Origin of the sequence: Cellulomonas algicola (assembly GCF_003851725.1) — a bacterium.
In the GTDB taxonomy this organism is placed as follows: domain Bacteria; phylum Actinomycetota; class Actinomycetes; order Actinomycetales; family Cellulomonadaceae; genus Cellulomonas; species Cellulomonas algicola.
The window spans coordinates 1-25,479 of sequence record NZ_BHYL01000189.1 but is presented as its reverse complement, the minus strand read 5'-3'; the positions used below and the strand labels follow the sequence as shown (position 1 = coordinate 25,479).

Genomic DNA, 25,479 nt, shown 5'->3' with positions numbered 1-25,479 from the left:
CCCCCGTCGGCGCCTACAGCACGAGGCTCAGCAGCAGGACCAGGATCAGCCCGGTCACCGACAGGACGGTCTCCATCAGGGACCACGTCTTGAACGTCTGGCCGACGGTCATGCGGAAGTACTCCTTGACCAGCCAGAACCCGGCGTCGTTGACGTGGCTGAGGAACACGGACCCGGCCCCGATCGCGAGGACGAGCAGCGCGACGTGCGTGGGCGTGAGGTCGGCGGCGAGCGGCGCGACGATGCCCGCGGCGGTGATGGTCGCGACGGTCGCCGACCCGGTGGCGAGGCGGATGAGGACGGCGACGAGCCAGCCGGCGAGCAGCGGCGAGATGGGCGCGTCGGCGAGCGCGTTCGCGATGACGTCGCCGACACCGGAGTCCACGAGCGTCGCCTTGAACCCGCCGCCCGCGGCGACGATGAGCAGGATCGACGCGATGGGCGCGAACGACTTGTCGACGAGCGTGCTGACCTGCTGGCGGGTGCGGCCGAGCGCGGTGCCGAGCAGCACGAGCGCGACGAGGGACGTGACGAGCAGCGCGACCAGCGGTGTGCCGAGGAACGCGAGCGCGCGCCCGGCGCCGCTCTCCTCGGCGCCCGCGGCCTCGACGACGGTGCGCGCGAGCATGAGGACGACGGGCAGCAGCACGACGGTGAGGGCGGTCGCGAACGCGGGGCGGCGGTGCTCGTCGTCGCGCTCGGCCTCGCCGAGGAAGCGCTCGGGCGCCTCGATCGGGACCCACCGTGCCATCGGGCGTGCGAGGAGCGGGCCGCTGATGATCACGGTCGGGACCGCGACGAGCAGACCGAGCCCGAGGGTGAGCCCGAGGTCGGCGCCGAGCGCGTCGATCGCGATGAGCGGACCTGGGTGCGGCGGGACGAGCCCGTGCAGCGCGGACAGGCCCGCGAGCGCGGGGATGCCGACGAGGATCAGCGGCACGCGGGACCGTCGCGCGACGAGCATGACGACGGGGATGAGCAGGACGACGCCGACCTCGAAGAACAGCGGGATGCCGATGACGAACGCGATGAGCGCCATCGCCCACGGCAGCCGGCCGGCCGGGGTGCGCGCGAGGATCGTGTCGACGATCTCGTCGGCGCCACCGCTGTCCACGAGCAGCTTGCCGATGATGGCGCCGAGCGCGATGAGCAGCCCGACGCCGGCGACCGTCTCCCCCACGCCCTTGACGAAGCTCGCGAACGCGTCGGGGTAGGCGATGCCTGCGACGACGGCGAGGACGCCGGAGCCGATGGTGAGCGACAGGAACGGGTGCAGCTTCGCCCAGACGATGAGCACGACGATGACGGCGATGCCGACGACCGCGGCGACGACGAGCCGGACGTCGCTGACGCCCTCGGGTGCGGCGGCGACGAGCGTGTGGAGCACGATGCCTCCCTGCGGGTCAGACGGGTCCGTCCGGGTGGAGCGCGCGCAGCGCGCGCTCGACGACGTCGGCGGGCGGGACGTCGACGACGACCGTGACGCCGTCCTCGGCGTCGGTGAGCGGCTCGAGCGTCGCGAGCTGCGACGGGAGCAGCGACGTCGGCATGAAGTGCCCGGCGCGGTGGGCCATGCGGTCGGCGATGAGCTCGCCCGGCCCGGACAGGTGCAGGAAGCGGACGCGCCCCTCGGCGTCCCGCAGGACGTCCCGGTAGGCGACCTTGAGCGCGGAGCAGGTGACCACGGTGTCCTGCCCGTCGCGGGCCCGGGCAGTGAGCCAGTCGCGGATCGCCGCGAGCCACGGCGCGCGGTCGTCGTCGGTCAGCGGGGTGCCGGCCGCCATCTTCGCGACGTTCTCGGGCGGGTGGAACGCGTCGGCCTCGGCGTAGGGGCGTGCGAGCCGTTCCGCGAGCAGCCGGCCGACGGTCGTCTTGCCCGACCCGGCGACTCCCATGACGACGACGTGCTCGACCGGCATCGCTGCCCCCCTCGCGACGGTCCGGCACCGCCGCTGCGCTCGACGGGTCCGCGTCGAGCCTCGCACGCCGTGCACCTGCTCGCAGCACCGGACGGCCGGGACGCGTGCCCGGCACGCCGGGGTGTGCCACCGTGACGACGTGACCACGTTCCGCACCGTCCTGATCCGCTCCGGCGCGAACAACGTCGGCATCGACGTGCCCGAGGAGCTCGTCCTCGGGCTGGGGGCGGGCAGGCGGCCGCCGGTGGTCGTGACGCTCAACGGCTACACGTACCGCTCGACGGTCGCGCCGATGGGCGGCCGCTTCCTGGTGCCCGTGTCGGCCGCGGTGCGCGCTGCCTCGGGGGTCGCGGGCGACGAGGAGCACGACGTGACGCTCGTGCTGGACGACCAGCCCCGCACGGTCGAGCTGCCGGAGGACCTCGCCGCCGCGCTGGACGCCGCAGGGCTGCGGGCGGCGTTCGACGCGCTGGCGCCGTCGCACCGCAAGGAGCACGTCCGCAGCGTCGTCGAGGCGAAGCAGCGAACGACGCGTGAGCGGCGGGTCGCGAAGGTGGTCGACGCGCTGCGCTGACATCGGACGGGGCCCGTCCAGGCCTGGCCGGCGGACCCGCGCGCCGACGACGTCGCAGGTCGGGGCCCTGGGTGTGGCCGAACGCACACGTCGTCGGCCGGGGCATTCGTCCTGACCCGCCCGTTATGCACGAGACGCGTGTCGGTGGTCGGGCCTACGGTCGTGGAGGACTAGCGAGCCGCCGCTGCGGCCCGCACTCGTGGGGGGACGCCACGACGAGGGGTCTCGTCGTCGTGCCCTCACGCCGGTTGTACCTGCGACACACCCAGGGGATGGACCCATGAAGCTGCACGCCACCCGCACCCGTCTCGTCGTCGGCGCCGCGACGGCCGCGCTCGCCGCGACGGCCTTCCTCGCCGGCTGCTCGGACTCCGGCTCGGACGACGACGCGACGCCGACCGGCACGAGCGCCGAGGTGACCTCGGGCACGGACGAGGAGGCGTCGGGCAAGGTCGAGGTCATCGACCAGACGCACCTGCTCCTCGCGACCGCGCAGGACACGCTCGAGGCCCGCGGCCTCACGGTCGAGACCGTCGACTCGACCGGGCAGGGCCGCACGGTCGACGACCCGACGCTGTGGGTCGTCGTCGCGCAGGACCCGCTGTCGGGCGAGGTCGACGCCGGCACCGTCGTCACGCTGGACGTCCGCCGCACGGACGACCCGGCGTCCTGACACCCGCTCCCGAGGGCGGCCCCCGCAGCACGCGGTGGGCCGCCCTCGGCGTTCCTGCACCTGTCGAGGCGTGGCGCCGCGCGGCTCGTGGCGGCCGGGCGGGGCGGTCCGCGTGTGGTGGGATGCCCCGGTGACGACGACGTTCCTGCGCCCGGGCGACCGGGTCCTGCTCACCGGCGACTCCGTGACGGACTGGGGTCGCGACCGCTCCGACCCGACGAGCCTGGGGCACGGGTACGCGGGGATCGTCGCGGCTCTCGCGGGTGCCCGCCGCCCCGACCTGGCGCTCGAGTTCCTCAACCGCGGCGTCGGCGGCGACACGTCGGCGATGCTGCGGGCCCGGTGGGAGCCGGACGCGCTGGCGCTCGAGCCGCAGGTCGTCTCGGTCCTGGTCGGCATCAACGACACCTGGCGGCGCTACGACTCCGGCGTGCCGACGTCGACCGCCGAGTACGAGGACAACCTCGGCGCGATGCTCTCGTCGGCCGCCGACCGGCTGGGCGCGCGGTTCGTCCTCGTCGAGCCGTTCCTGGTCGCCGTGACCCCGGACCAGCACGCGTGGCGCGAGGACCTCGACCCGCGCATCGCGGTCGTGCGGCGCCTGGCCGCCGAGCACCGGGCGGTGCTCGTGCCCGCCGACGGCCTGTTCGCGGCCGCTGCGGTGCGGACGTCGTCGGCGGCGTGGGCGTACGACGGCGTGCACCCGACGACCGCGGGGTTCGGCCTGCTCGCGGAGGCGTGGCTCGACGCCGTCGGCGTGGGCGCGCGCTGACCAGCGGCGCCGCGTGGTCCGAGGGGTGGAGGGCCTTTGCGCGGGCCTGGGCTTGGAGATAACGTCGGCGCGACTGCGGTCGCCCGACGGGCGACCCCGCGCTCGTCCCGAGACGCGGTGAGCAGTCCGCGACCGGAGGAGAGCGATGAGCGTGCAGACCCGCACCGCCGTCTCCGTCGCCCCCGCGCAGGCCGCGCGCTGCTGTCGCTGTCGGTAGAGCGCTGGCGACCCTCGCGCGAGGATCACCTGACCGGGGCGTGCGCCCCGCCCCGCCAGTGCTCGCCCCGCCGCACCACCCCGCCGGCCTCCCGACGCGCCCCGTCCCCCGGTCCGGCGGACCCGCACGCTGTCCCCCACCCCTGCACGCCGCTCCCACCCGGACGGGACGGCTCGACCGAAGAGGAACCATGGCCCGCATCTACGACGACGCGACCGCGCTGATCGGCAACACCCCGCTGGTCCGCATCAACAAGATCACCGACGGCGCCCCCGCCACGGTGGTCGGCAAGCTCGAGTTCTACAACCCGGCCAACTCGGTCAAGGACCGCATCGGCGTCGCGATCATCGACGCGGCCGAGGCGTCGGGCGACCTCAAGCCGGGCGGCACGATCGTCGAGGCGACGTCCGGCAACACGGGCATCGCGCTCGCGTTCGTCGGTGCGGCACGCGGCTACAAGGTCGTCCTCACGATGCCGGAGACGATGTCGAAGGAGCGGCGCGCGCTGCTGCGCGCGTTCGGCGCGGAGCTCATCCTCACGCCGGGCTCGGAGGGCATGAAGGGCGCGGTCAACAAGGCCGACGAGGTCGTCAAGGAGCGCGAGGGCGCGATCCTGGCGCGTCAGTTCGCCAACGAGGCCAACCCGGCGATCCACCGCCGCACGACGGCCGAGGAGATCTGGGCCGACACGGACGGCGAGATCGACATCCTCGTCGCGGGCATCGGCACGGGCGGCACGATCACGGGCGTCGGCCAGGTGCTCAAGGAGCGCAAGCCGGGCGTGAAGATCGTCGGCGTCGAGCCGGCCGAGTCGCCGATCCTCAACGGCGGCGCCCCCGGCCCGCACAAGATCCAGGGCATCGGCGCGAACTTCGTGCCAGAGATCCTCGACACCTCGGTCTACGACGAGATCATCGACGTCGACGCCGAGACGGCCGTCGCGGTCGCGCGCCGCGCCGCCGCCGAGGAGGGCCTGCTGGTCGGCATCTCGTCGGGTGCCGCGCTGCACGCCGCGAAGCTCCTCGCGCAGCGTCCCGAGAACGCGGGCAAGCTGATCGTCGCGATCATCCCGTCGTTCGGCGAGCGCTACCTGTCGACGATCCTCTACGCCGACCTGCTCGACTGAGCGTCCGGCCGCCCGCCCCCCCGCTCAGACCGGAAGGCTCATGACCGCACCCCTGCGCCTGCTGGACCTCCTGAAGGAGGACCTCGACGCCGCCCGCCACCGCGACCCCGCGGCGCGCTCGGCCCTCGAGGTCGCCCTCGGCTACCCCGGCGTGCACGCGGTGTGGGTCTACCGGGTGGCGCACCGGATGTGGCGGGAGCCCAGTCTCCGGCTGCCCGCGCGACTGCTGTCGCAGCTCGCGCGGGCAGCCACCGGGGTCGAGATCCACCCCGGTGCCCGGCTCGGGCGGCGGCTGTTCATCGACCACGGCATGGGCGTGGTCGTCGGCGAGACCGCCGAGGTCGGCGACGACGTGGTGCTCTTCCACGGGTCGACGCTCGGCGGCAAGTCCATGCGGCGCGGCAAGCGCCACCCCACGCTCGGCGACGGCGTCGTCGTCGGTGCGGGCGCCAAGATCCTCGGGCCGGTGTGGGTCGGGAACGGCGCCCAGGTGGGGGCCAACGCGGTCGTGATCCACGACGTCCCGGCCGACGCGATCGCCGTCGGCGTGCCCGCGCAGATCCGGCTGCGGCCGAAGGCGGCGCCGTTCGACGTCGAGGTCGACGACCCCGCGATCTACATCTGACGCGACCGCGTCACGACCGGGTCGACGAGCCTCGCCCGCCCGGTCGTCGGGCTGCGCCCCGGTCTCCGTCGTTGGCGTCGGGCGCGCGGTGCCGGCGCACCGTGTCCGCGCACTTGTTCTAGTTGTGTGCAAACAACTAGAGTTGACGCATGCTGCTGCGCGTCGACCCTTCCTCCCCCGAGCCGCTGTTCCAGCAGCTCGCGGACCAGGTGCGTCGTGCCGTCGCCCGCGGCGAGCTCACCGCGGGTGCGCGCCTCCCCGCCGCCCGAGAGCTCTCGACGTCGCTCGACATCAACCTGCACACCGTGCTGCGCGCCTACCAGGAGCTCCGCGACGAGGGCGTCATCGAGCTCCGGCGCGGCCGCGGTGCCGTCGTCGCCCGCACGGACGACCTCGCCGCGCTGCACGAGGCCGTCGACCAGGTGGTGCAGACCGCCCGCCGGCTGCACGTCCCGCCCGCCACCACGCTCGCCCTGCTCAAGGAGGCCCTCCGGTGACCGCCGACCGCCGCCCGACCATCCCCCACCGCCGAGCGACCACCCTGGTCACGCTCGTCGCACCCGTCGCGCTCACCGCCGTCGCGGTGCTCGTGGCGCTGACGTGGGCGGACGAGCTGCCCGACCCGGTCGCGACGCACTGGGGCCCCGGCGGCACACCCGACGACTTCTCGTCCCTCGCGGGTGCGCTGCTGCTGCTCGCCCTCACGTCGGTCCTTCTGTCGCTGTCGTGCTGGGTGCTCGCCCTGCGGCTCGGCGCCGAGGCGACCACGCGCCGCATCGCCGCCGGGACGTCCGTCGGCATCGCCGCGCTGCTCGCGGTCCTCGTCGTGGGCTCGCTCGCGCTGCAGCGCGGAGTCGACGACGCGCGCGACACCGGTCCGATCACGGGTGTCGTCGTCGCCGCGTTCGCGACGGGCCTCGTGCTCGGCGTCGTCGCCGCACTCCTGGTGCCCGGAGACCCCGACGTCACCACGACCGACGCCCCGCCCGCCGACGCAGCACGGCTGCCCCTCGCGCCCGACGAGCGCGCCGCGTGGACCGTGAGCGTGTGGTCACCCGCGGCGATCGGCGTCGCGCTCCCCGTGATCGCGCTCCAGGTCGTGCTGTCGATCGTGCTCGACACCTGGCTCCTCCTCGCGATCGCCGCCGTGCTCGCCGCGCTGCTCGCGACGATGCTCGTCCTGCGCGTCACGGTCAGCGCCGCCGGGCTGGTCGCACGCTCGCCGCTCGGCTGGCCGCGCGTGCACGTCCCGCTCGAGCAGGTCGTCGCCGCGCACGCGGAGACGATCAGCCCGCTGCGGGACTTCGGCGGGTGGGGATACCGCGTGGCGCTCGACGGTCGGGCCGGGTTCGTCCTGCGCGCGGGTGACGCACTCGTCGTCGAGCGGACCGGCGGGCGCACCACGGTCGTCACGGTCGACGACGCCGCGACAGCCGCCGCCCTGCTCAACACGCTCGCCGAGCGCTCCCGGGTCTCCTGACGGGTCGGCCGGAGCCGGGGCAGCCGCGCGAGGCGACCGACCGGTAACCTGACCGCCGCGCGTCACCGCCGACGCGCCGGTCGAGCGGAGGGTGGACGGATGCGCCTCGGGTACTACGTCGGGTACTGGTCGGCCGGTCCGCCGCCGGGCGCGCAGGAGGCCGTGCTCGCCGCGGAACGGCTCGGCTTCGACTCGGTCTGGACGGCCGAGGCGTACGGGTCCGACGCGCTGACCCCGCTCGCGTGGTGGGGCGCCCGCACGTCGCGGATCCGCCTCGGCACCGCGATCGCGCAGCTCTCCGCCCGGACCCCGACGGCCGCCGCGATGGCCGCGCTCACGCTCGACCACCTGTCCGGCGGGCGCTTCGTGCTCGGGCTCGGCGCGAGCGGTCCGCAAGTGGTCGAAGGCTGGTACGGCCAGCCGTACCCGCGGCCGCTCGCCCGCACCCGGGAGTACGTCGACATCGTCCGCCAGGTGCTCGCGCGCGAGGCGCCCGTGACCTACGACGGCGACTTCTTCCGCCTGCCGCTCCCCGCGGACCAGGGCACGGGCCTCGGCAAGCCGCTGCGCTCGACCGTGCACCCGCTGCGCGCCGACCTGCCGATCCACCTGGCCGCCGAGGGGCCGCGCAACACCGCACTCACGGCCGAGATCGCCGACGGCTGGCTGCCGATGTTCTACACGCCGCGCATGGACGCCGAGCACCGTGCGCTGCTCGCCGAGGGGTTCGCGAAGCGGTCCGGCGCGCTCCGGCCGGTCGACGAGTTCGAGGTCACGGCCGCGGTACCCGTCGTCCTGGCCGACGACGTCGAGCAGGCCGCCGACGCGATCCGCCCCCACGTCGCGCTGTACGCGGGCGGGATGGGTGCGAAGGGCGCGAACTTCCACCGCAACGTGCTCGACCGGCTGGGCTACGCCGAGGCGTGCGACGAGATCCAGGCGCACTACCTCGCGGGCGACAAGGCGCGGGCCGTCGCCGCGGTCCCGACCGAGCTCGTGCGCGAGATCGCGCTCGTCGGGACCCCGGACGACATCCGTGCGCAGCTCCCGGCGTGGCAGGGCACCGCGATCACGACGATGCTCGTCCAGACCGACCCGCGCGCGCTGCCCGCGGTCGCCGCGCTGCTGGCGGGCGCGGTCGACGCACCCGCGGACGCCGTCTGACGTGGACCGGCACGCGGAGGCCCGCTGACGTGGACGACGACTACGTCGAGGCCGTGCTCGACCTCGTCGCGACGATCCCGTCGGGTCGCGTCATGACCTACGGGACGGTCGCCGAGGTGGTGAGCGAGCAGGCCGTGCGCGAGGGTGGGCGACCCCGCGGCGGACCGCGTCAGGTCGGTCAGGTGATGAGCCGCGCCGGGTCGGGAGTGCCGTGGTGGCGCGTCGTCAACGCGCAGGGCGCGCCGCCCGCACGGCACCGCGTGCGCGCGATGGAGCAGCTCGTCGCCGAGGGGACGCCCCGGACCGCCGACGGCTCGCGCGTCGCGCTCCGGCGGGCGATCTGGTTCCCCGCCGACTGACCGTCGCCGGCTCGGACGCCTGACCGCCGTCTCGCTGACGCCCGCGAGGGTGCCGGGCAGGGGTCCAAGCCCCGATCCCCGTGTGAGCGGCTCCGTCTGCCGGGGCTCCGGCTCAGTCGCGTCGGACCAGCACGAGGGCGCGGTCGTCCGAGTCGTCGGCGCGCACCGCCGCGAGCACGGCCGCGGCACCGCCGGCGCGCGGGGCGAGCACGCGGTCGGCCGCGCCCATCAGCCGGTCGAGGCCGCGGTCCAGCGACGTGCCGGGCGTGTCCACCAGCCCGTCGGTGTAGAGCAGCAGCACGTCGCCGGGCTCGAGGCGCCCGTACCGGGGCCGGTACGGCAGGTCGTCGACGACCCCGAGCGCAGGGCTGCCGACGGTGTCGACCACGTCGAGCCGGCCCGCGCCCGCGTGCAGGTGCAGCGGCGGCGGGTGCCCGGCCGACGCGACCGTGTAGTCGCCCGAGGAGAGGTCGACGGCGACGTGCACGGCCGTCGCGAAACCCTCCTCCCAGTCCTGGTCGAGCACGTACGCGTTGGCCGCCTGCAGGAACGACTCGGTCGGCAGCGCACCGAGCAGCCCGCCGAACGCGCCGGACAGCTGCAGGGACCGGACGCCCGCGTCGAGCCCCTTGCCCGAGACGTCGACGAGCACGACCTCGAGCACCGCCCCGCGGCGTAGCCGCGCGACCATGAAGTCGCCCGAGAACGCGTCGGCGTGCGCGGACCGGATCTCGGTGTCGACCGACCAGCCCGCCGGCAGCGCGGGCACGCGGCCGTGCGCGGACAACCGGTCCCGCAGGTCGACGAGCATGTGCCCGCCGGGCGCGCCGCGCAGTCCCAGCCGGTCGCGCTCGTTCGCGAACACGAGCGCGACGACCGTCGCGACGCCGATGAGGACCACCACCCCGGGCACCATCGCCGGGACGTCGGCCAGCATGAGGACGAGCGCCTCGACGAGGACCACGACGCAGAGCGCCGCGAGCGGGTGCAGGCGCAGCAGCACGACGCCCGCGAGGAGCAGCAGCAGGAGCGTCGACGGGGGCACCCACCGCGACTGCAGGACGATCCCGGCGACGACCGCGCCCGACAGCAGGATCAGCAGCCCCGCCAGACCTCGCTGCGAGCGCAGGACGCGCCGCCGCACGGCGAGCACGATCCGCGTGAGGGGTCCCGGGCCGACCACCGCGCCCGTCGTCATCGCTCGAGCGTATCCGCAGGTCGCGGCCACGAACAGGGCGGCAGGACCGGTCCGTCGTCGGGAAACCGCTCGCGCGCACCGCTGGCGGCCCGCGACCATGGCGACCATGAGCCGCCTGCCCGAGGGGTACCGCGTCGTCGCCGTGCCCGAGACCCGTCAGACCGAGTTCCTCGAGACCGACCGCCTGGCGTTCGCGTTCGACTCCACACCCGAGACCGACGCGATCGTGCCGCTCACGGTGCCGTTCGACCGCACGATGGGCGTCGAGGCGCCCGACGGCTCGCTCGCCGCCGTCCACGCGTCCTTCCCGTTCACGCTCCCCGTCCCCGGCGGCAGCGTCGCGTGCTCGGGTCTCACCTGGGTCGGGGTGCGGCCCGACCAGCGCCGCCGCGGCCTGCTCACGACGATGATCGACAGCCACTTCACGCGCTCGCTCGACCGCGGCGAGCCCGTCTCGGCGCTGTTCGCCGCGGAGCACGCGATCTACGGACGGTTCGGCTACGGCTCGGCCGCCGACGACCTGCGCGTCAAGCTGTCGCGCGGGGCCGCGCTGCGCGACGTCCCGGGGTCGGCCGACCTCACGGTGCGCTTCACGACGCTCGACGCGTTCGCGCACCGCGACGTGCTCGACGCCGTGCACCGCGCGGCGGGCGCCGGACGGCCGGGGTGGATCACACGGGACACCGAGGTGCTGCGCCGTCGTCAGCTCGTCGACCCGCCCGCGTGGCGCGACGGCGGGGAGCCGCTGCGGCTCGCGACGGTCCACGACACCGCGGGCGAGGTCCGCGGGTACGCGACGCTGCGGCGCAAGGACGTGTGGACCGAGGGCGGCCCGCGGTACGAGGTCCGCGTCCGCGAGGCCGTCGCGGTCGACGCGGCCGCCGCGCACCGGCTCTGGTCGTTCGTGCTCGACCTCGACCTCACCGCGACGGTCGAGGGCCCGATGCTCCCCGTCGACGACGCGCTGCTGCACCAGCTCGTGGACCCGCGCGGGATCGTGCCGAAGATGGTCGACAACCTGTGGGTGCGTCTGCTCGACGTGCCCGCGGCACTCACCGCACGCCGCTACGCCGCACCCGTCGACGTCGTGCTCGACGTCCGCGACGCGCTGCTGCCGGCCAACGCGGGGCGATGGCGCGTCACGACGGCGACGAGCCCGACGGACGGCGCGTGGGAGGCGCGCGTCGAGCGCACGGAGGACGCCGCCGACGTGGCGCTCGACGTGCGCGAGCTGGGGGCGCTCTACCTCGGCGGGCGCTCGCTCGCCGCGCAGGTCCGGGCCGGGCTCGTCACGCCGGTCCGCGCGGAGGCCGTGCAGGGGGCGGCCTCGGCGTTCGGCTGGCCGGTGGCGCCGGTCTGCAGCTGGGTGTTCTGACCGGGGACGGGCGCGCGCGGGTCGACCTCGCGCGTGCCCGTCCGCCCGGTCGACGTCGTCGGCCGCCCTGCCCTCGCGCCCGGCGAGTGGGCGTCGGCGACGCGTGCCCTCGCGCGCGGCGCTCGTCAGCCGCGCGTGCGCTCGTACTCCGCCAGCAGGTCGATGCGGCGCTGGTGGCGCGGGTCCTGGCTGAACGGCTCCGCGACGAACGCGTCGACGAGCGCGATCGCCTCGTCGACGGAGTGCTGGCGGGCGCCGATCGCCACGACGTTCGCGTCGTTGTGCTGGCGGCCCAGTCGCGCGGTGTCGAGGTTCCAGGCGAGCGCCGCGCGCACCCCGGTGACCTTGTTCGCGGCGATCTGCTCGCCGTTGCCCGACCCGCCGATCACGACGCCGAGGCTGCCGGGCTCCGCGACGACGGCCTCGCCCGCGGCGAAGCAGAACGGCGGGTAGTCGTCGAGGGCGTCGTACGTGTCGGCGCCGTGGTCGACGACGTCGTGCCCCTCGGAGCGCAGGTGCTCGACGAGCGCGACCTTGAGCTCGAAACCGGCATGGTCGGAGGCGACATGGATCCGCATGGGGTCATCCTGCCGCACCGGTCCGCGACAAGCGCCCCCGCGTCCGTAGGCTGTGCCCATGACGCGCAGCGGCATCGACCTCACCGCCCTCGACCCGGCCACCCGACCCCAGGACGACCTCTTCGCCCACGTCAACGGGAGGTGGGTCACCGCCCACGAGATCCCCGCCGACCGGGCGATGGACGGCGCGTTCCGCGCGCTGCACGACCAGGCGGAGGAGCAGGTCCGCGACATCATCGCGGACGCCGCCGCGACCGCCGCGGCCGGCGCCGGCGACGGCGTCGAGGCGAAGATCGGCGCCGTGTACGCGTCGTTCATGGACACCGCGACGATCGAGGCCCGCGGGCTCGAGCCGCTGCGCGAGGACCTCGACCTCGTCGACGGTGCGACGACCCGTGACGAGCTCACCGCCGCGCTCGGCGCGCTGCAGCGCACGGGAGCGGCGTCGGCGGTCGGCTTCTGGGTCGACAACGACGCGAAGGACCCCGAGCGCTACGTCGTCTACCTCGCGCAGTCCGGGCTCGGCCTTCCCGACGAGTCGTACTACCGCGACGCGCAGTACGCGCAGGTGCTCGCGGCGTACCGGCCGCACGTCGCGCGGATGCTCGGGCTCGCGGGCGTCGCGGCCGACGAGGCCGCCGCCGACGCGCTCGCGGGCGCCGTCGTCGACCTCGAGACGAAGCTGGCGTCGCACCACTGGGACGTCGTGAAGGACCGTGACGCCGACCTCACCTACAACCCGATGACGCTCGCGGCGCTCGCCGAACGCGCGCCCGGGTTCGACTGGGTCGCGTGGGCACACGCGCTCGGTGCGCCCGAGGGTGCGCTCGACGACCTCGTCGTGCGCGAGCCGTCGTTCGCGGGGGGGTTCGCCGCGCTGTGGGCGAGCGAGCCGCTCGACGCGTGGAAGGCCTGGCTGGCGTACCACGTGGTCAGCGACCGGGCACCGTTCCTCACCGACGAGATCGTCGAGGCGAACTTCGACTTCTACGGCCGGACGCTCACGGGTGCGCAGGAGCTGCGCGACCGCTGGAAGCGCGGCGTCGGACTCGTGCAGGGCGTGCTCGGCGAGGCGGTCGGCAAGGTCTACGTCGAGCGGCACTTCCCGCCGAACCACAAGGAGCGCATGGACGAGCTCGTCGCGCACCTGGTCGAGGCGTACCGGCAGTCGATCGCGCGGCTCGACTGGATGGGCGAGGAGACGCGCGCCAAGGCGCTCGCCAAGCTCGAGGCGTTCACGCCGAAGATCGGCTACCCGGTGCGCTGGCGCGACTACTCGGCGCTCGAGGTCTCCCCCGACGACCTGCTGGGCAACGTGCGCCGGGCGAACGCGTTCGAGCAGGACCGCGAGCTCGACAAGATCGGCAAGCCGCTCGACCGTGACGAGTGGTTCATGACCCCGCAGACGGTCAACGCGTACTACAACCCGGGGATGAACGAGATCGTCTTCCCCGCGGCGATCCTGCAGCCGCCGTTCTTCGACGCCGACGCCGACGACGCCGTGAACTACGGCGGCATCGGTGCCGTCATCGGGCACGAGATCGGGCACGGGTTCGACGACCAGGGCTCGAAGTACGACGGTGCCGGCCGGCTCGAGGACTGGTGGACCGCGGAGGACCGCGCCGAGTTCGAGAAGCGCACCAAGGCGCTCGTCGACCAGTACGGCGAGTTCTCCCCCGCGCAGCTGAACGGCTCGCACAAGGTCAACGGCGCGCTGACGATCGGCGAGAACATCGGCGACCTCGGCGGCCTGTCGATCGCGCTCGCCGCGTACGAGATCGCGCTGGGCCGCCCGCTCGCCGAGGCGCCGGTCGTCGACGGCCTGACGGGTGCGCAGCGCGTGTTCCTCGGCTGGGCGCAGGTGTGGCAGTCGAAGGGCCGCGACGAGGAGGTCGTGCGCCGGCTCGCGACCGACCCGCACTCCCCCAACGAGTTCCGCTGCAACGGCGTCGTGCGGAACGTCGACGCGTACTACGAGGCGTTCGACGTGCAGCCCGGCGACGCGCTGTACCTCGACCCCGCGGAGCGCGTCCGGATCTGGTGACCGTCCCGACGACGGGCCGGTGCGCGCACGCGTGCCGGCCCGTCCGTCGTGTCGGCTCGTGAGCCCGAGCGGGCGCCGCACCGGCGCGGGCCCCGCGGAGCCGGCGACAGGTCAGGGCAGGGCGGTCCACGAGGCGCGGGCCAGCCGGAAGCCGACGCCGTCGGCGTCCGTGCAGGTCACGCCGTCTGTACCGCTCTTGCACGTGTAGCCGTCGACCCGCGTCTCCGACCCGTACTCGAGCGTCCGGACGTCCGACCCCGCGACGGTGGGCGCCGGACCCTCCTCGCACGCGAAGGCGACCCCGTCGGCTCCGAGCGTGAGGACGTGACCGGTGTCGCCGGTGCATCCCGGGACCTCGGGCGCGGCGTACGTGTAGCTCGCGATCGTGCAGGTCACGCCGTCGCCGGACATCGCGCACGCGATGTTGCCGCTGGGCAGCCGGAACTCGTCCGCGGGGGCGCTGCTCGCGCTCGCGGACGTCGTCGGTGACGCCGTCGAGGCGGCCTCGCCGCCTCCGCCCGAGCGCGTCGCGAGGGTCACGACGAGGAGCACGAGGAACGCGACGACGAGGACGGCGTCGACGATCACCAGGGTCCGGATCGTCCGCTGCGACGTCATGGTCCTCCTGAGTCCGGGGGCGCGGGCGTCGACCAGGATCACACGGGACGAACCCGACGAGCCACCCGCGCCGGTGGGCGCTCGGCGGTGGGCACGGCAGCAGGACCCCGACCGACGGTGTCCCGGCGGGGTCCCCTGCTCGCCCGCGTCAGACGGCGGGGCCGACGGTGCGCGTGCGCTTGAGCTCGTAGAACCCGGGCACCTGGGTGACGAGTGCCAGACCGTCGAAGAGCTTCCCGGCGTCCTCGCCGGTCGGGGCAGGCGTGATGACCGGGCCGAAGAAGCCGACGCCGCCGATCGCGACGACCGGGGTGCCGACCTCGTCGCCGACCAGCGTGATCGCCTCGCCGTGGGACGCGCGCAGCAGGTCGTCGACCTCGTCCGTCGCGCCGACGGCGGCGAGCTCCTCGGGCAGGCCGACCTCGGCGAGCGCCTCGGCGACGATCGTGGCCGTGTCGGTGCGGCGGTCGGTGTGGCGGCGGGTGCCGAGCGCGTCGTAGAGCGGCTTGAGCACCTTGTCGCCGTGGTCGCGCGCCGCGGCGACGAGCACGCGCACGGGCGCCCACGAGTCGTCCATCAGCGCGCGGTACTTCTCGGGAAGCTCGCGGCCCTCGTTGAGGACCGACAGGCTCATGACGTGCCACCGGACGTCGACGTCGCGCACCTTCGCCACCTCGTCCATCCAGCGCGACGTGAGCCACGCCCACGGGCAGGCCGGGTCGAACCAGAAGTCCACGACGGGGCGGGTGTCGGTGACGGTCACGGGTGCTCCTCGGGTCAGGCGTCGACCGCGGGCGCGGTCGACCGCAGTCTCACCCGCGCCCACCGTCCGGTGCACATCGAGCCGTCCACAGCCCACGCCTCGGGACGCGCCCCCACAGGAGTGCGCGCGCAGGGCGGCGGACCGCACGGGCACGCGTGCGATGATCGGTCCCGGCCACGAGCCGTACCCCTTCTCGAAGGAGAGCCAGCGTGCCCGCTGAGAACCTCACCCGTGCCGAGGCGCGCGAGCGTGCCGCGGTCGTCAGCCCGCAGTCGTACGACGTCACCCTCGACCTGACGACCGGACCGGCGACGTTCGCGTCGCGGTCCGTCGTGCGGTTCACGGCGACGCCCGGTGCGAGCACGTTCATCGACCTCATCGCCCCGACGGTGCACGAGGTCACGCTCAACGGCCGTGCGCTCGACGTCGCCGACGTGTTCGCCGACTCGCGCATCCGGCTCGACGACCTGGCCGCCGACAACGAGCTCGTGGTCGTGGCGGATGCGGCGTACATGAACACGGGCGAGGGCCTGCACCGCTTCGTCGACCCGGTCGACGACGAGGTCTACCTGTACTCGCAGTTCGAGGTCGCCGACTCCCGCCGCGTCTTCGCGGTGTTCGAGCAGCCCGACCTCAAGGCGACGTTCACGTTCACCGTGACCGCTCCCGCCCACTGGGTCGTGGTGTCGAACTACCCGCAGGTCGGCGAGCCCGAGCCTGTCGAGGGCGGGGTCAACCGCAACGGCGGCGCCGACAAGGGCACCGCCACGTGGCGGTTCGAGACCACGCCCCGCATGTCGTCGTACATCACGGCCGTCATCGCAGGGCCCTACCACGCCGAGCACGGCGAGCTCACGAGCAGCGACGGCCGGACGATCCCGCTCGGCGTCTACGTGCGCGGCTCGCTCGCCGAGCACCTCGACACCGACAACATCCTCGACATCACGCGCGCGGGCTTCGCGTTCTTCGAGGACAAGTTCGGCGTCCCCTACCCGTTCGCGAAGTACGACCAGCTCTTCGTCCCCGAGTTCAACGCGGGTGCGATGGAGAACGCGGGCGCGGTGACGTTCCTCGAGTCCTACGTGTTCCGCTCCAAGGTCCCCGAGGCGACCATCGAGCGCCGCGCGGTCACGATCCTGCACGAGCTCGCGCACATGTGGTTCGGCGATCTCGTGACCATGCGGTGGTGGGACGACCTGTGGCTCAACGAGTCGTTCGCCGAGTACGTCTCGACCCTCGCGACCGCCCAGGCCACGGCCTGGACCAGCGCGTGGACGACGTTCTCCTCGCTCGAGAAGAACTGGGCGTACCGCCAGGACCAGCTGCCGTCGACGCACCCGATCGTCGCCGACATGCGCGACCTCGAGGACGTCGAGGTCAACTTCGACGGCATCACCTACGCGAAGGGCGCGAGCGTCCTCAAGCAGCTCGTGGCGTGGGTCGGGCAGGACCAGTTCTTCGCCGGCGTGCGCGCCTACTTCGCGAAGCACGCGTGGGGCAACACCGAGCTGCGCGACCTGCTCACCGAGCTCGAGACCACGAGTGGCCGCGACCTGTCGTCGTGGTCGGCGCTCTGGCTCGAGAAGGCCGGCGTCACGCTGCTGCGCCCCGAGATCGAGGTCGACGCGGACGGCACGATCACGTCGTTCGCCGTCCTGCAGGAGGTGCCCGACGAGCACCCCGTGCAGCGCCCGCACCGCCTCGCGATCGGCGGCTACGACCTCGACGCGTCGACCGGCCGGCTCGCCCGCACGCTGCACCTCGAGCTCGACGTCGACGGTCCGCGCACCGAGGTCCCCCAGCTGGTCGGACAGCACCGCCCGGCCCTCGTCCTCGTGAACGACGACGACCTCGCGTACGCGAAGATCCGGCTCGACGAGCAGTCGCTCGCGGCCGCCATCGAGCACCTCGGCGCGTTCGACGACTCGCTGCCCCGCACGCTCGTGTGGACGGCGGCGTGGGACGCGACGCGCGACGGCGAGACGCCCGCCCGCGACTTCGTCGACCTCGTGCTCGGCAACATCCTGCACGAGACCGACTCGTCGGTCGTCCTCGTGCTGCTGCGCCAGCTGACGACGTCGCTCGACCTCTACGTCGCACCCGAGCACCGGCAGGCGACGGCCGTCGCGGCCGCCGACCGGCTGCTCGGGCTCGCCCGGTCCGCCGAGGCGGGCTCCGACACCCAGCTCCAGCTCGTCAAGGCGTTCGCCGCACGGGCCGAGACCGACACCCAGCTCGACGCGGTCGCCGCCCTGCTGGACGGTCGCGAGCAGCTCGACGGGCTCACGATCGACACCGACCTGCGCTGGGAGCTCCTCACGTCGCTCGTCACCGGTGGCCGGGCGGGCGAGACCGACATCGCCGTGCAGCTCTCGGCCGACGCGACCGCGACCGGCCAGCGGGCCGCCGCCGCCGCGCGCGCCGCCGTCCCGACCGCCGAGGCGAAGGCCGCCGCATGGGCCGCCGTCGTCGACGGCGACGACCTGCCGAACGCGATCCAGGCCGCCACCATCGCCGGCTTCGGGCGCGTGCACGACCGCGCTCTGCTGCTCCCCTACGTCGAGCCGTACTTCGCCGCGCTCGCCACGGTGTGGGCCGACAAGACGAACGAGATGGCGCAGAACATCGTCCTCGGCCTGTACCCGACGGACCTCGCCGACCACGCCGGCGTGGACGTGCTCGGCGCGACCGACGCGTGGCTCGCGTCGCAGGCGGACGCTCCGCCCGCGCTGCGCCGGCTCGTCGCCGAGAACCGCGACGGCGTGCGCCGCGCGCTCGCCGCGCAGGAGACGGACCGCCGCAAGGCGTGACGGATCGACGACGGCCCGGCGGGAAAGCCGTCGGGCCGTCGTCGTGCGTGGCTCGTCCCGTCCGCGTCGACCAGCGCGCAACGTGGAGCTGCGGTGGTCACGCGCCGTCGGGTCCCGCGGTGGAGGTGCGGCGGTCGCCCGCCGTCGGTCCCGCGCGTCCGGCGTGGAGGCGCTGGAGTCAGCCGGCCTCGGGTGACGAACGCGCGGCGACCGGACTCAGGGACACCAGCCAACGCTGGGCCTCGCGCGGGTGCCGCAGGCGGATCATCGCGACGTCGCCCGCGTCGTGCAGCGCCCCGTACTGGGTGCGGTACCGGGCGTGCTGCGTCCACGACCACAGCACGACGTTCTCCTCGGGGTCCCGGCGCAGCAGGTTGCGCAGCCGCTCCCGGTTGCCGTGCCACAGCTCCTGCCGCAGCAGCCCGCGCCGCAGCGTCCGGGCGACGACGCGCCGCAAGACGACACGGCGCGGGTAGTCGAGCCAGACCAGCGCGTCGGCGTCGTCCAGCAGCCCCTGCCGGTGCGAGTTCCAGTTGCCGTCGGCGACCCAGCCGTCGCGCGCCTCGGGCGAGGCGAGGAAGTGCCGGACGATCGCGTGCGCCTCGGGAAGGTCGCGCTTCGTCCACTCCTCGGCCCAGAACACCGCGTCGAGCTCGAGGTGACCGACCCCCAGGCGGGCGGCGGCCGCGCGCGCGAGCGTCGTCTTGCCGGAGCCGGTGTTGCCCACGACACGCAGGCGGCGGAGGACCGGTTCGGGCATCCGCCGATGCTCCCACGCGGCCGCGGCCACGGTCAGGGGGTGATCGACCAGCGACCCTCGTTGAGCACCTGCGCGAGCGAGTGCAGGCGCGCGTTGGTGAACAGGTCGTCGACCAGGACCACCTGTCCCCCGCTGTCCGCGAGCGGCACCTTCCAGTTCGGGTACTCCTGGTCCGTGCCGGGCTGGTTCTGCGCGCGGCGCTCCCCCACGGCGTCGGCGAGCGACACCCCGACCAGCACGGACGGCGTCGCGAGGACGTACCGGTGCAGCGCCTCGACGATCTCGCGCTCGGACGGGTCGTCCCCGAGCAGGTCGCGCGCACGCAGCGCGGCGAGCATGCGGTCACGCTCGGCGGCGGCCGCGGCCCGGACGGTCGCGACGGGTTCGGTGAGCAGACCGAGGCGCTCGCGGATCGCGACGTGCTCGCCCGCGAGGTAGCCGGCGGTCGGGGGCAGGTCGTGCGTCGTGACGGTCGCGAGGACGAGCTGGCGGTAGTCCTCGGGCGCGAGCGGGTCGCCGTTCATGTCCCGCTCGAACCACAGCACCGAGGTGCCGAGGATGCCGCGCTCGGACAGGTAGTCGCGCACCCACGGCTCGACGACGCCGAGGTCCTCGCCGATGACGATCGCGCCGGCGCGATAGGCCTCGAGCGCGAGGATGCCGACGAGCGCCTCGTGGTCGTACCGGACGTAGGCGCCCTCGGACGGCGTCGCCGCGCCCTCGGGCACCCACCACAGGCGGAACAGGCCGAGCACGTGGTCGATGCGGATCGCGCCCGCGTGCCGCAGCACGGTGCGGAGCATGTCGCGGTAGGGCCGGTAGGCGGCGCGGGCGAGGGCGTCGGGCTGCCACGGCGGCTGCGACCAGTTCTGGCCCTGCTGGTTGTACATGTCGGGCGGCGCACCGACGCTCGCGCCTCGCGCGAGCACCTCGCCGAGGGACCACACGTCGGCGCCCTGCGGGTGCACGCCGACGGCGAGGTCGTGCATGATCCCGATCGTCATCCCGTTGTCGAGCGCCGCGCGGTGCGCGTCGGACAGCTGCTCGTCGGCGACCCACTGCAGCCAGCGGTGGAAGGTCACGCGCTCGGCGAGCTCGACGCCCGCGGCGGCCACCGCGTCGGAGCCCGGGTCGAGCAGCTCGGTGGGCCACGTGCGCAGGTCGGGCCCGTGCTTCTCCGCGAGCGCGCACCACAGCGCGAACGTGTCGAGCCCCGGACCCTGCTCCTCGACGAAGGCGTCGAAGGCCGCCTGGCGCGCGGCGGACCGCTCGAACGCGAAGACCACCTCGAGCGCGGCGCGCTTGGCCGTCCAGGCCGCGTCGCGGTCGATCGGGCCCGGGTCGGTGTCGAGCGCGATGGCCTGCTCGCCCGCCCACTCGACGAGCGTCCGGTCGGCGGCCGACAGGTACGCGGCCTCCGGCACCTCCTCGACGCGGAGGTACAGCGGGTTGACGAACCGCCGGGTGGTCGGCAGGTAGGGCGACGGCGTGAGCGGGACCTGCGGCTCGGCGGCGTGCAGCGGGTTGATGAGCAGGAAGTCGGCGCCGCGGCGGGCCGTCATCGCGCCGAGGTCAGCGAGGTCGACCAGGTCGCCCACACCCCACGACCGGCGTGAGCGCACCGAGTAGAGCTGCGCCATGAAGCCCCACGCGCGTCCCTCGTCGAGCGTGTCGGGCAGCTCCAGCCGGTCCGGGGTCACGACGACGGCGCTGCGGGCGTTCGCGCTCGGGCCCTCGGCGTGGATCTCGTGCCAGCCGAGCGGCAGGTCCGCGGGCAGGGTGAACGTGGCACGTCCCACGAGCCGGCCGTCGACCGAGCGGGGCGGCACGGGCACGTCGGCCTGCGTGACCTCGCGTCGACCGCCGCCGACCTCCGGGTCGAGCTCGAGCCAGACGTCGACGGCGTCCTCGTGCGTCACGTGCACGGGCACGTGCGCCTGGCGGCCCTCCCGGACGACGACGACCGGCGGGAGCGTGCGCCGCCACGGCTGGTCCTCGCGGTGCGCGAGCGCGAGCTCGATCCGTTCCGGCGACGACGCGTCGACCCCGAGCGCCTTGAGGACGCCCTGCAGGGTCGCGGCCGACGCGATCTTGTGCTGCCCGTCGAACCCCCAGTAGTCGGGGGTGATGTCGTAGGCGGCCGCGAGGCGCAGGAGCGCGTCGGAGGGGGTCTGCTGGTCGTCGGCCACGCACCGATCCTGCCAGAGGCCCCCCGCGGAACGCAGGACGAGAGGGCGCGCCGACCAGCGGCGACGCCGGTGCACCCGGGTGTCGTGAGCGCCGGCCGACGCCTGCGGGCACCGGACGCGGGCGGTCAGGAGCGCGTCGTAGCCTTGCGGACCATGACGGCCCCTGCACTGCGCCCCTACCCGTCCGCCCACCGCCTGGATCTCGTCGAGGACCTGCACGGTCACCGTGTCGCCGACCCGTACCGCTGGCTCGAGGACGCCGACGACGACGCGACCCGCACGTGGTCGCAGGCGCAGGACGAGCGGTACGCCGACTACCGCCAGGGGCTCACGGCCCGGGTCGGCGACGGCCCCTGGTCCGCGGAGCGGCTCACGACCCGGCTGCGCGAGCTGCTCGGTGCGGGCGTCGTCGGCGCTCCGGCCTGGCGCGGCGACCGGTACTTCTTCGTGCGGCGCACCGGCGAGCAGGAGCACGCCGTCGTGCTGGTCTCCGACCCGGACCCGGACCTGGAGGCGGAGGGTGGCCGTCGCGAGCGCGTGCTGATCGACCCCGTCGCGCTCGACCCGGCGGGCACGACGACGCTCGACTCGTGGCAGCCGTCGAAGGAGGGCCGCCTGCTCGCGTACCAGGTGTCGCACGGCGGCACCGAGGAGAGCGTGCTGCACGTGCTCGACGTGACGACGGGCGAGCTCGTCGACGGTCCCGTCGACCGCGCCCGCTACTCCCCCGTGGCGTGGCTGCCCGGCGGTGAGGCGTTCTTCTACGTGCGCCGGCTCGCACCCGACCTGGTGCCGGCCGACGAGCAGCAGTACCACAGGCGGGTCTGGCTCCACCGGGTCGGGACGTCGCCCGACACCGACGTGCAGGTGTTCGGCGAGGGCCTCGACCTGACGAACTACTACGGGGTGTCGGTGTCCCGCGACGGCCGGTGGCTCATCGTGTCCGCGTCGGCGGGCACGGCTCCGCGGACCGACGTCTGGATCGCCGACCTCACCGCCGCAGGGGGCGTCGAGGCGCCGTGGTTCGTCGAGGTCGCCGTCGGGCTCGACGCGCAGACGGGCGCGTGGGTCGGTCGCGACGGGCGGTTGTACGTGCACACCGACCTCGACGCGCCGCGCGGCCGGGTCGCGGTGACCGACCCGACGAGCCCCGGGGTGCCGCACTGGCGCACGCTGCTCGCGGAGGACGGGACCGCGGTCCTGGAGGACGTCGCGTTCACCGACGGGGGCGGCGACGACCGCACGCCGACGCTGCTCGTCGCGTCCTGGCGCCGCCACACGGTGTCCGAGGTGACGCTGCACGACCCGACGACGGGTGCGCTGCAGGGGGCGGTCGACCTGCCCGGCCTGGGGTCGGTGTCCGGGCTGGTCACGCGGCCCGACGGCGGCGGTGACGTGTGGTTCTCGTACACCGACCACACGACCGTGCCGAGCGTCCGGCGCTTCGACGCGACGACCCGCACGACGTCGTTGTGGGCCGCCCCGCCCGGGACCGTCGCGGACGTGCCACCCGTGAGGGCGCAGCAGGTCGAGGTCACGAGCGCCGACGGGACGGTCGTGCGCGCGTTCGTGCTCGCCCGGACCGACGCGCTCGACGCCGACGGACGCCCGCTCGCACCCGCGCCGACGATCCTCTACGGCTACGGCGGGTTCCAGATCTCGCTCGACCCGGCCTACTCCGCGGCGACGCTCGCCTGGGTCGAGGCCGGCGGCGTGTACGTCGTCGCGAACCTGCGCGGCGGCGGCGAGGAGGGCGAGGACTGGCACCGGTCGGGCATGCGCGCGCACAAGCAGAACGTGTTCGACGACTTCCACGCCGTCGCGGAGCACCTCGTCGCGGGCGGGTGGACGACCCCCGACCGGCTCGCGTGCTGGGGCGGGTCCAACGGCGGTCTGCTCGTCGGCGCCGCGCTCACGCAGCGTCCCGACCTGTTCGCGGCCGTCGTCTGCTCCGCCCCCCTGCTCGACATGGTGCGCTACCAGCGGTTCGGGCTCGGCGTGACGTGGACCGAGGAGTACGGCGACGCCGACGACCCCGTCGAGCTCGGCTGGCTGCTCGGGTACTCGCCCTACCACCGCGTCGTCGACGGCACCGCCTACCCGGCGACGCTGTTCACCGTGTTCGAGGGCGACACGCGCGTCGACCCGCTGCACGCCCGCAAGCTCGCCGCCGCGCTCCAGGCCGCGACGAGCGCCGACGTCGACCGGTCGCCCGTCCTCGTGCGCCGGGAGACCGGCGTGGGGCACGGTGCCCGCGCGCTGTCACGCTCGGTCGCGCTGACCGTCGAGCAGCTGCAGTTCGTCGCCGACCGCACGGGGGCCACCCGATGAGCCGCGCGCTCGCGCTCGCCGCGGCGCCCACGCCCAGCCCGTCATCGTCGGACCCGGAGCTGCTGCCGGACGACAAGACGTCGCCCAACGCGTGGCTCGAGTGGTTCCTCGGGCTGCCGCTGCGGATCCTCATCATCGTCGCCGTCGGCAGCATCACCCTCGTGCTGCTCCGGCGCGCGATCCGCGGTGTGACCGACCACGTCGCCGACGGCACCCCGTGGTTCCAGCGCGGCGTCATGCGCCCGCTCGGCGACTCCGACGTCGCCCGCACCCTGCTGCGGGCCGCCGACCCGCTCGCGACCGCCCGCCGCGCACAGCGCGCCCGCACGCTGGGCTCCGTCCTGCGGTCGACCGCCACGGTCGTCGTCGGGACGATCATGGTCCTGCTGATCCTCGCGGAGCTCGGCGTCAACATCGCGCCGTTCATCGCGTCGGCAGGCATCGTCGGCGTCGCCCTCGGCTTCGGCGCGCAGAGCCTCGTGAAGGACTTCCTCACGGGTCTGTTCATGCTGCTCGAGGACCAGTACGGCGTGGGCGACGTGGTCGACGTGGGTCCCGCGACGGGCACCGTCGAGGCCGTGACGCTGCGCGTCACCAAGATCCGCGACTCGGACGGAACCCTCTGGTACGTCCCCAACGGCACGATGCTGCGCGTCGGCAACAAGACGCAGGGCTGGGCGACGGCCGTCGTCGAGATCGACGTCGACTACTTCGCGGACCTCGACGAGGTGCGCACGCTGCTGCGCGAGGCCGCGGCGCGCGTCGAGGCCGACCCGGCGCTCGGCGCGCACCTGCAGGGCACGCCGTCGATCACGGGCATCGAGCGGCTCAGCGCCGACGCGATCACCCTGCGGCTCAAGGTCCGCACGTCACCGGCGATGCAGTGGGACGTGGCGCGCGCGCTGAGGACCGCGACGCGCGACGTGCTCGAGCGTGCCGGGGTCCCGCTCGCCGGTCAGCGCGACCTGCTCAAGGCCCACCGCGACGAGCTCGCGGGCATCGAGCCGTCCGCGCAGGCGGCCGAGCCCGACGAGGGTCAGGACGACCCGGACCACGCCACCGGGCCGCAGGACGAGGAGACGCAGGACGCGCCGCCCCCGCGCGACCCGCACGACACTCCCGTCCACGACGCCGTGGACCAGCGCGACGCGCGCCGCGCGGCACCGCCGGGCGACTCCGCCTGACGGTCACGCTCACCGGGTGCGTCGGTCCGCGTCCGCCCGGTGACCCGGTGCCGGCGTCCGACCCCGGGAACGCCACCGGCCGGGCCGCAGGAGCGGTCCGGCCGGGAAGGTCGACAGGTCAGCGCAGCGACTCGAGCTCCGCCGCCAGGTTGTCGGCCTCGGGGCCGACGATCACCTGGACGATGTGGCCCGACCGCACGACGCCGAACGCGCCGCTGGCCTTGAGAGCCGTCTCGTCGACCAGGTGGGCGTCGCTGACCTCCACGCGCAGCCGCGTGATGCACGGCTCCAGGTCGACGACGTTCCCGTCGCCGCCCAGCGCAGCGAGGATCTGCTCTGCCTTGCTCATGGAACTCCCCAGGTCATCGGCGCCGGCCGGTCGGCGCGCGTCGTCAAGCCTAACCCCGCTCCGGCCGCGGGGCTGGTGCGTGTCCGCTGGCCATCGGGCGCCCCGACGGATGAGACTGCCCTGCAACGTCGACGAGGAGGTCGCAGCACCGTGAGCCCCCACCCGCCCACCGTCGTCACCGGCATCGGGGTGGGCCCCGGCCGTGCCGTCGGGCCCGCGGCCTTCCTGCCCCAGCCCGTCGCCGAACCGCCCTCGGGACGCCGCCTCCCGCCCGGCAGCGACTACGCGGCGCAGGCCGCGCGCGTCGGGGAGGCGTCCGCCCGGGTGCAGGCCGCGCTCGACGCGGCCGCGACGCGCGCCGAGGGCGAGAG

24 protein-coding genes are annotated in these 25,479 nt (G+C 74.5%); 15 read left to right on the top strand and 9 right to left on the bottom strand.

Annotated features, from left to right (window positions below):
• Nucleotides 1-13 precede the first annotated feature (13 nt).
• Together CTKZ_RS12425 and CTKZ_RS12420 are read right to left on the bottom strand one after the other, a co-directional pair.
• On the bottom strand, nt 14-1,387 hold the full coding sequence (locus CTKZ_RS12425) for a GntT/GntP/DsdX family permease (RefSeq protein ID WP_235843467.1): 1,374 nt from the start codon (nt 1,385-1,387) through the stop codon (nt 14-16).
• A 16-nt stretch (nt 1,388-1,403) separates the two neighbouring features.
• Entirely contained in the window at nt 1,404-1,919 is a 516-nt protein-coding gene (locus CTKZ_RS12420; protein WP_124343240.1) for a gluconokinase, read from the bottom strand.
• A 139-nt stretch (nt 1,920-2,058) separates the two neighbouring features.
• On the opposite strand from CTKZ_RS12420, the gene CTKZ_RS12415 reads away from it, so the two are divergent.
• The 9 genes from CTKZ_RS12415 to CTKZ_RS12375 all read left to right on the top strand — a co-directional run bounded on the left by CTKZ_RS12415 (nt 2,059) and on the right by CTKZ_RS12375 (nt 8,909).
• On the top strand, nt 2,059-2,493 hold the full coding sequence (locus tag CTKZ_RS12415) for a YdeI/OmpD-associated family protein (RefSeq protein WP_124343239.1): 435 nt from the start codon (nt 2,059-2,061) through the stop codon (nt 2,491-2,493).
• 280 nt (nt 2,494-2,773) lie between these two features.
• On the top strand, nt 2,774-3,166 hold the full coding sequence (locus tag CTKZ_RS12410) for a PASTA domain-containing protein (RefSeq protein ID WP_124343238.1): 393 nt from the start codon (nt 2,774-2,776) through the stop codon (nt 3,164-3,166).
• A gap of 130 nt (nt 3,167-3,296) precedes the next feature.
• The gene (locus CTKZ_RS12405) at nt 3,297-3,938 is read left to right on the top strand and encodes an SGNH/GDSL hydrolase family protein (RefSeq protein ID WP_124343237.1); all 642 of its coding nucleotides are present in this window, start codon (nt 3,297-3,299) and stop codon (nt 3,936-3,938) included.
• Nucleotides 3,939-4,345: 407 nt separating this feature from the next.
• Complete coding sequence (gene cysK / locus CTKZ_RS12400; protein WP_124343236.1) at nt 4,346-5,281, top strand: cysteine synthase A; 936 nt, start codon at nt 4,346-4,348, stop codon at nt 5,279-5,281.
• A 40-nt stretch (nt 5,282-5,321) separates the two neighbouring features.
• On the top strand, nt 5,322-5,906 hold the full coding sequence (epsC, locus tag CTKZ_RS12395; protein ID WP_124343235.1) for a serine O-acetyltransferase EpsC: 585 nt from the start codon (nt 5,322-5,324) through the stop codon (nt 5,904-5,906).
• A 149-nt stretch (nt 5,907-6,055) separates the two neighbouring features.
• Complete coding sequence (locus tag CTKZ_RS12390; RefSeq protein WP_124343234.1) at nt 6,056-6,403, top strand: GntR family transcriptional regulator; 348 nt, start codon at nt 6,056-6,058, stop codon at nt 6,401-6,403.
• Nucleotides 6,400-7,386 (top strand): DUF1648 domain-containing protein, encoded by a 987-nt coding sequence (locus CTKZ_RS12385; RefSeq protein WP_124343233.1) that lies wholly within the window; start codon nt 6,400-6,402, stop codon nt 7,384-7,386. Before CTKZ_RS12390 ends, CTKZ_RS12385 begins: the two co-directional genes overlap by 4 nt.
• 99 nt (nt 7,387-7,485) lie before the next feature.
• Nucleotides 7,486-8,550, top strand: coding sequence for an LLM class F420-dependent oxidoreductase (locus CTKZ_RS12380; protein WP_124343232.1), 1,065 nt, complete (start codon nt 7,486-7,488; stop codon nt 8,548-8,550).
• Nucleotides 8,551-8,579: 29 nt separating this feature from the next.
• Nucleotides 8,580-8,909, top strand: a complete 330-nt coding sequence (locus tag CTKZ_RS12375) for an MGMT family protein (protein ID WP_124343231.1) — start codon at nt 8,580-8,582, stop codon at nt 8,907-8,909.
• A gap of 112 nt (nt 8,910-9,021) precedes the next feature.
• Here CTKZ_RS12375 and CTKZ_RS12370 read toward each other — a convergent pair whose 3' ends face one another.
• The gene (locus tag CTKZ_RS12370; protein WP_124343230.1) at nt 9,022-10,107 is read right to left on the bottom strand and encodes a PP2C family protein-serine/threonine phosphatase; all 1,086 of its coding nucleotides are present in this window, start codon (nt 10,105-10,107) and stop codon (nt 9,022-9,024) included.
• Nucleotides 10,108-10,213: 106 nt separating this feature from the next.
• On the opposite strand from CTKZ_RS12370, the gene CTKZ_RS12365 reads away from it, so the two are divergent.
• Nucleotides 10,214-11,482, top strand: a complete 1,269-nt coding sequence (locus tag CTKZ_RS12365; protein WP_124343229.1) for a GNAT family N-acetyltransferase — start codon at nt 10,214-10,216, stop codon at nt 11,480-11,482.
• A 125-nt stretch (nt 11,483-11,607) separates the two neighbouring features.
• On the opposite strand, the gene CTKZ_RS12360 is transcribed toward CTKZ_RS12365, so the two are convergent.
• Complete coding sequence (locus CTKZ_RS12360) at nt 11,608-12,060, bottom strand: ribose-5-phosphate isomerase (RefSeq protein ID WP_124343228.1); 453 nt, start codon at nt 12,058-12,060, stop codon at nt 11,608-11,610.
• A gap of 58 nt (nt 12,061-12,118) precedes the next feature.
• On the opposite strand from CTKZ_RS12360, the gene CTKZ_RS12355 reads away from it, so the two are divergent.
• Nucleotides 12,119-14,104, top strand: coding sequence for a M13 family metallopeptidase (locus tag CTKZ_RS12355; RefSeq protein ID WP_124343227.1), 1,986 nt, complete (start codon nt 12,119-12,121; stop codon nt 14,102-14,104).
• A gap of 111 nt (nt 14,105-14,215) precedes the next feature.
• Here CTKZ_RS12355 and CTKZ_RS12350 read toward each other — a convergent pair whose 3' ends face one another.
• Nucleotides 14,216-14,722 (bottom strand): hypothetical protein, encoded by a 507-nt coding sequence (locus CTKZ_RS12350; RefSeq protein ID WP_124343226.1) that lies wholly within the window; start codon nt 14,720-14,722, stop codon nt 14,216-14,218.
• A 148-nt stretch (nt 14,723-14,870) separates the two neighbouring features.
• Nucleotides 14,871-15,485, bottom strand: a complete 615-nt coding sequence (locus tag CTKZ_RS12345) for a mycothiol-dependent nitroreductase Rv2466c family protein (RefSeq protein WP_124343225.1) — start codon at nt 15,483-15,485, stop codon at nt 14,871-14,873.
• A 209-nt stretch (nt 15,486-15,694) separates the two neighbouring features.
• Here CTKZ_RS12345 and pepN point away from each other — a divergent pair, with 209 nt between their 5' ends.
• Nucleotides 15,695-18,295 (top strand): aminopeptidase N, encoded by a 2,601-nt coding sequence (gene pepN / locus CTKZ_RS12340; RefSeq protein WP_124343224.1) that lies wholly within the window; start codon nt 15,695-15,697, stop codon nt 18,293-18,295.
• Nucleotides 18,296-18,473: 178 nt separating this feature from the next.
• On the opposite strand, the gene CTKZ_RS12335 is transcribed toward pepN, so the two are convergent.
• Together CTKZ_RS12335 and malQ are read right to left on the bottom strand one after the other, a co-directional pair.
• A complete protein-coding gene (locus tag CTKZ_RS12335) occupies nt 18,474-19,055 on the bottom strand; it encodes a P-loop NTPase family protein (protein WP_124343223.1) in 582 nt (193 codons plus the stop codon).
• Between the two features lie 32 nt (nt 19,056-19,087).
• A complete protein-coding gene (gene malQ, locus CTKZ_RS12330; protein ID WP_124343222.1) occupies nt 19,088-21,244 on the bottom strand; it encodes a 4-alpha-glucanotransferase in 2,157 nt (718 codons plus the stop codon).
• A 153-nt stretch (nt 21,245-21,397) separates the two neighbouring features.
• Between malQ and CTKZ_RS12325 the strand changes: the two genes are divergently transcribed.
• The gene (locus tag CTKZ_RS12325) at nt 21,398-23,575 is read left to right on the top strand and encodes a prolyl oligopeptidase family serine peptidase (RefSeq protein WP_124343221.1); all 2,178 of its coding nucleotides are present in this window, start codon (nt 21,398-21,400) and stop codon (nt 23,573-23,575) included.
• Nucleotides 23,572-24,759 (top strand): mechanosensitive ion channel family protein, encoded by a 1,188-nt coding sequence (locus CTKZ_RS12320; RefSeq protein WP_124343220.1) that lies wholly within the window; start codon nt 23,572-23,574, stop codon nt 24,757-24,759. The genes CTKZ_RS12325 and CTKZ_RS12320 overlap by 4 nt, the downstream gene beginning before the upstream one ends.
• Nucleotides 24,760-24,877: 118 nt before the next feature.
• Here the strand turns inward: CTKZ_RS12320 and CTKZ_RS12315 are convergent, their stop codons facing one another.
• Nucleotides 24,878-25,108: a PTS sugar transporter subunit IIB gene (locus tag CTKZ_RS12315; RefSeq protein ID WP_124343219.1), complete on the bottom strand. Its 231-nt coding sequence runs from the start codon at nt 25,106-25,108 to the stop codon at nt 24,878-24,880.
• Between the two features lie 150 nt (nt 25,109-25,258).
• Between CTKZ_RS12315 and CTKZ_RS12310 the strand changes: the two genes are divergently transcribed.
• Nucleotides 25,259-25,479, top strand: a 221-nt coding sequence (locus tag CTKZ_RS12310) for a phosphoenolpyruvate-utilizing N-terminal domain-containing protein (protein WP_307720303.1), incomplete at its 3' end; no start/stop codon positions are given.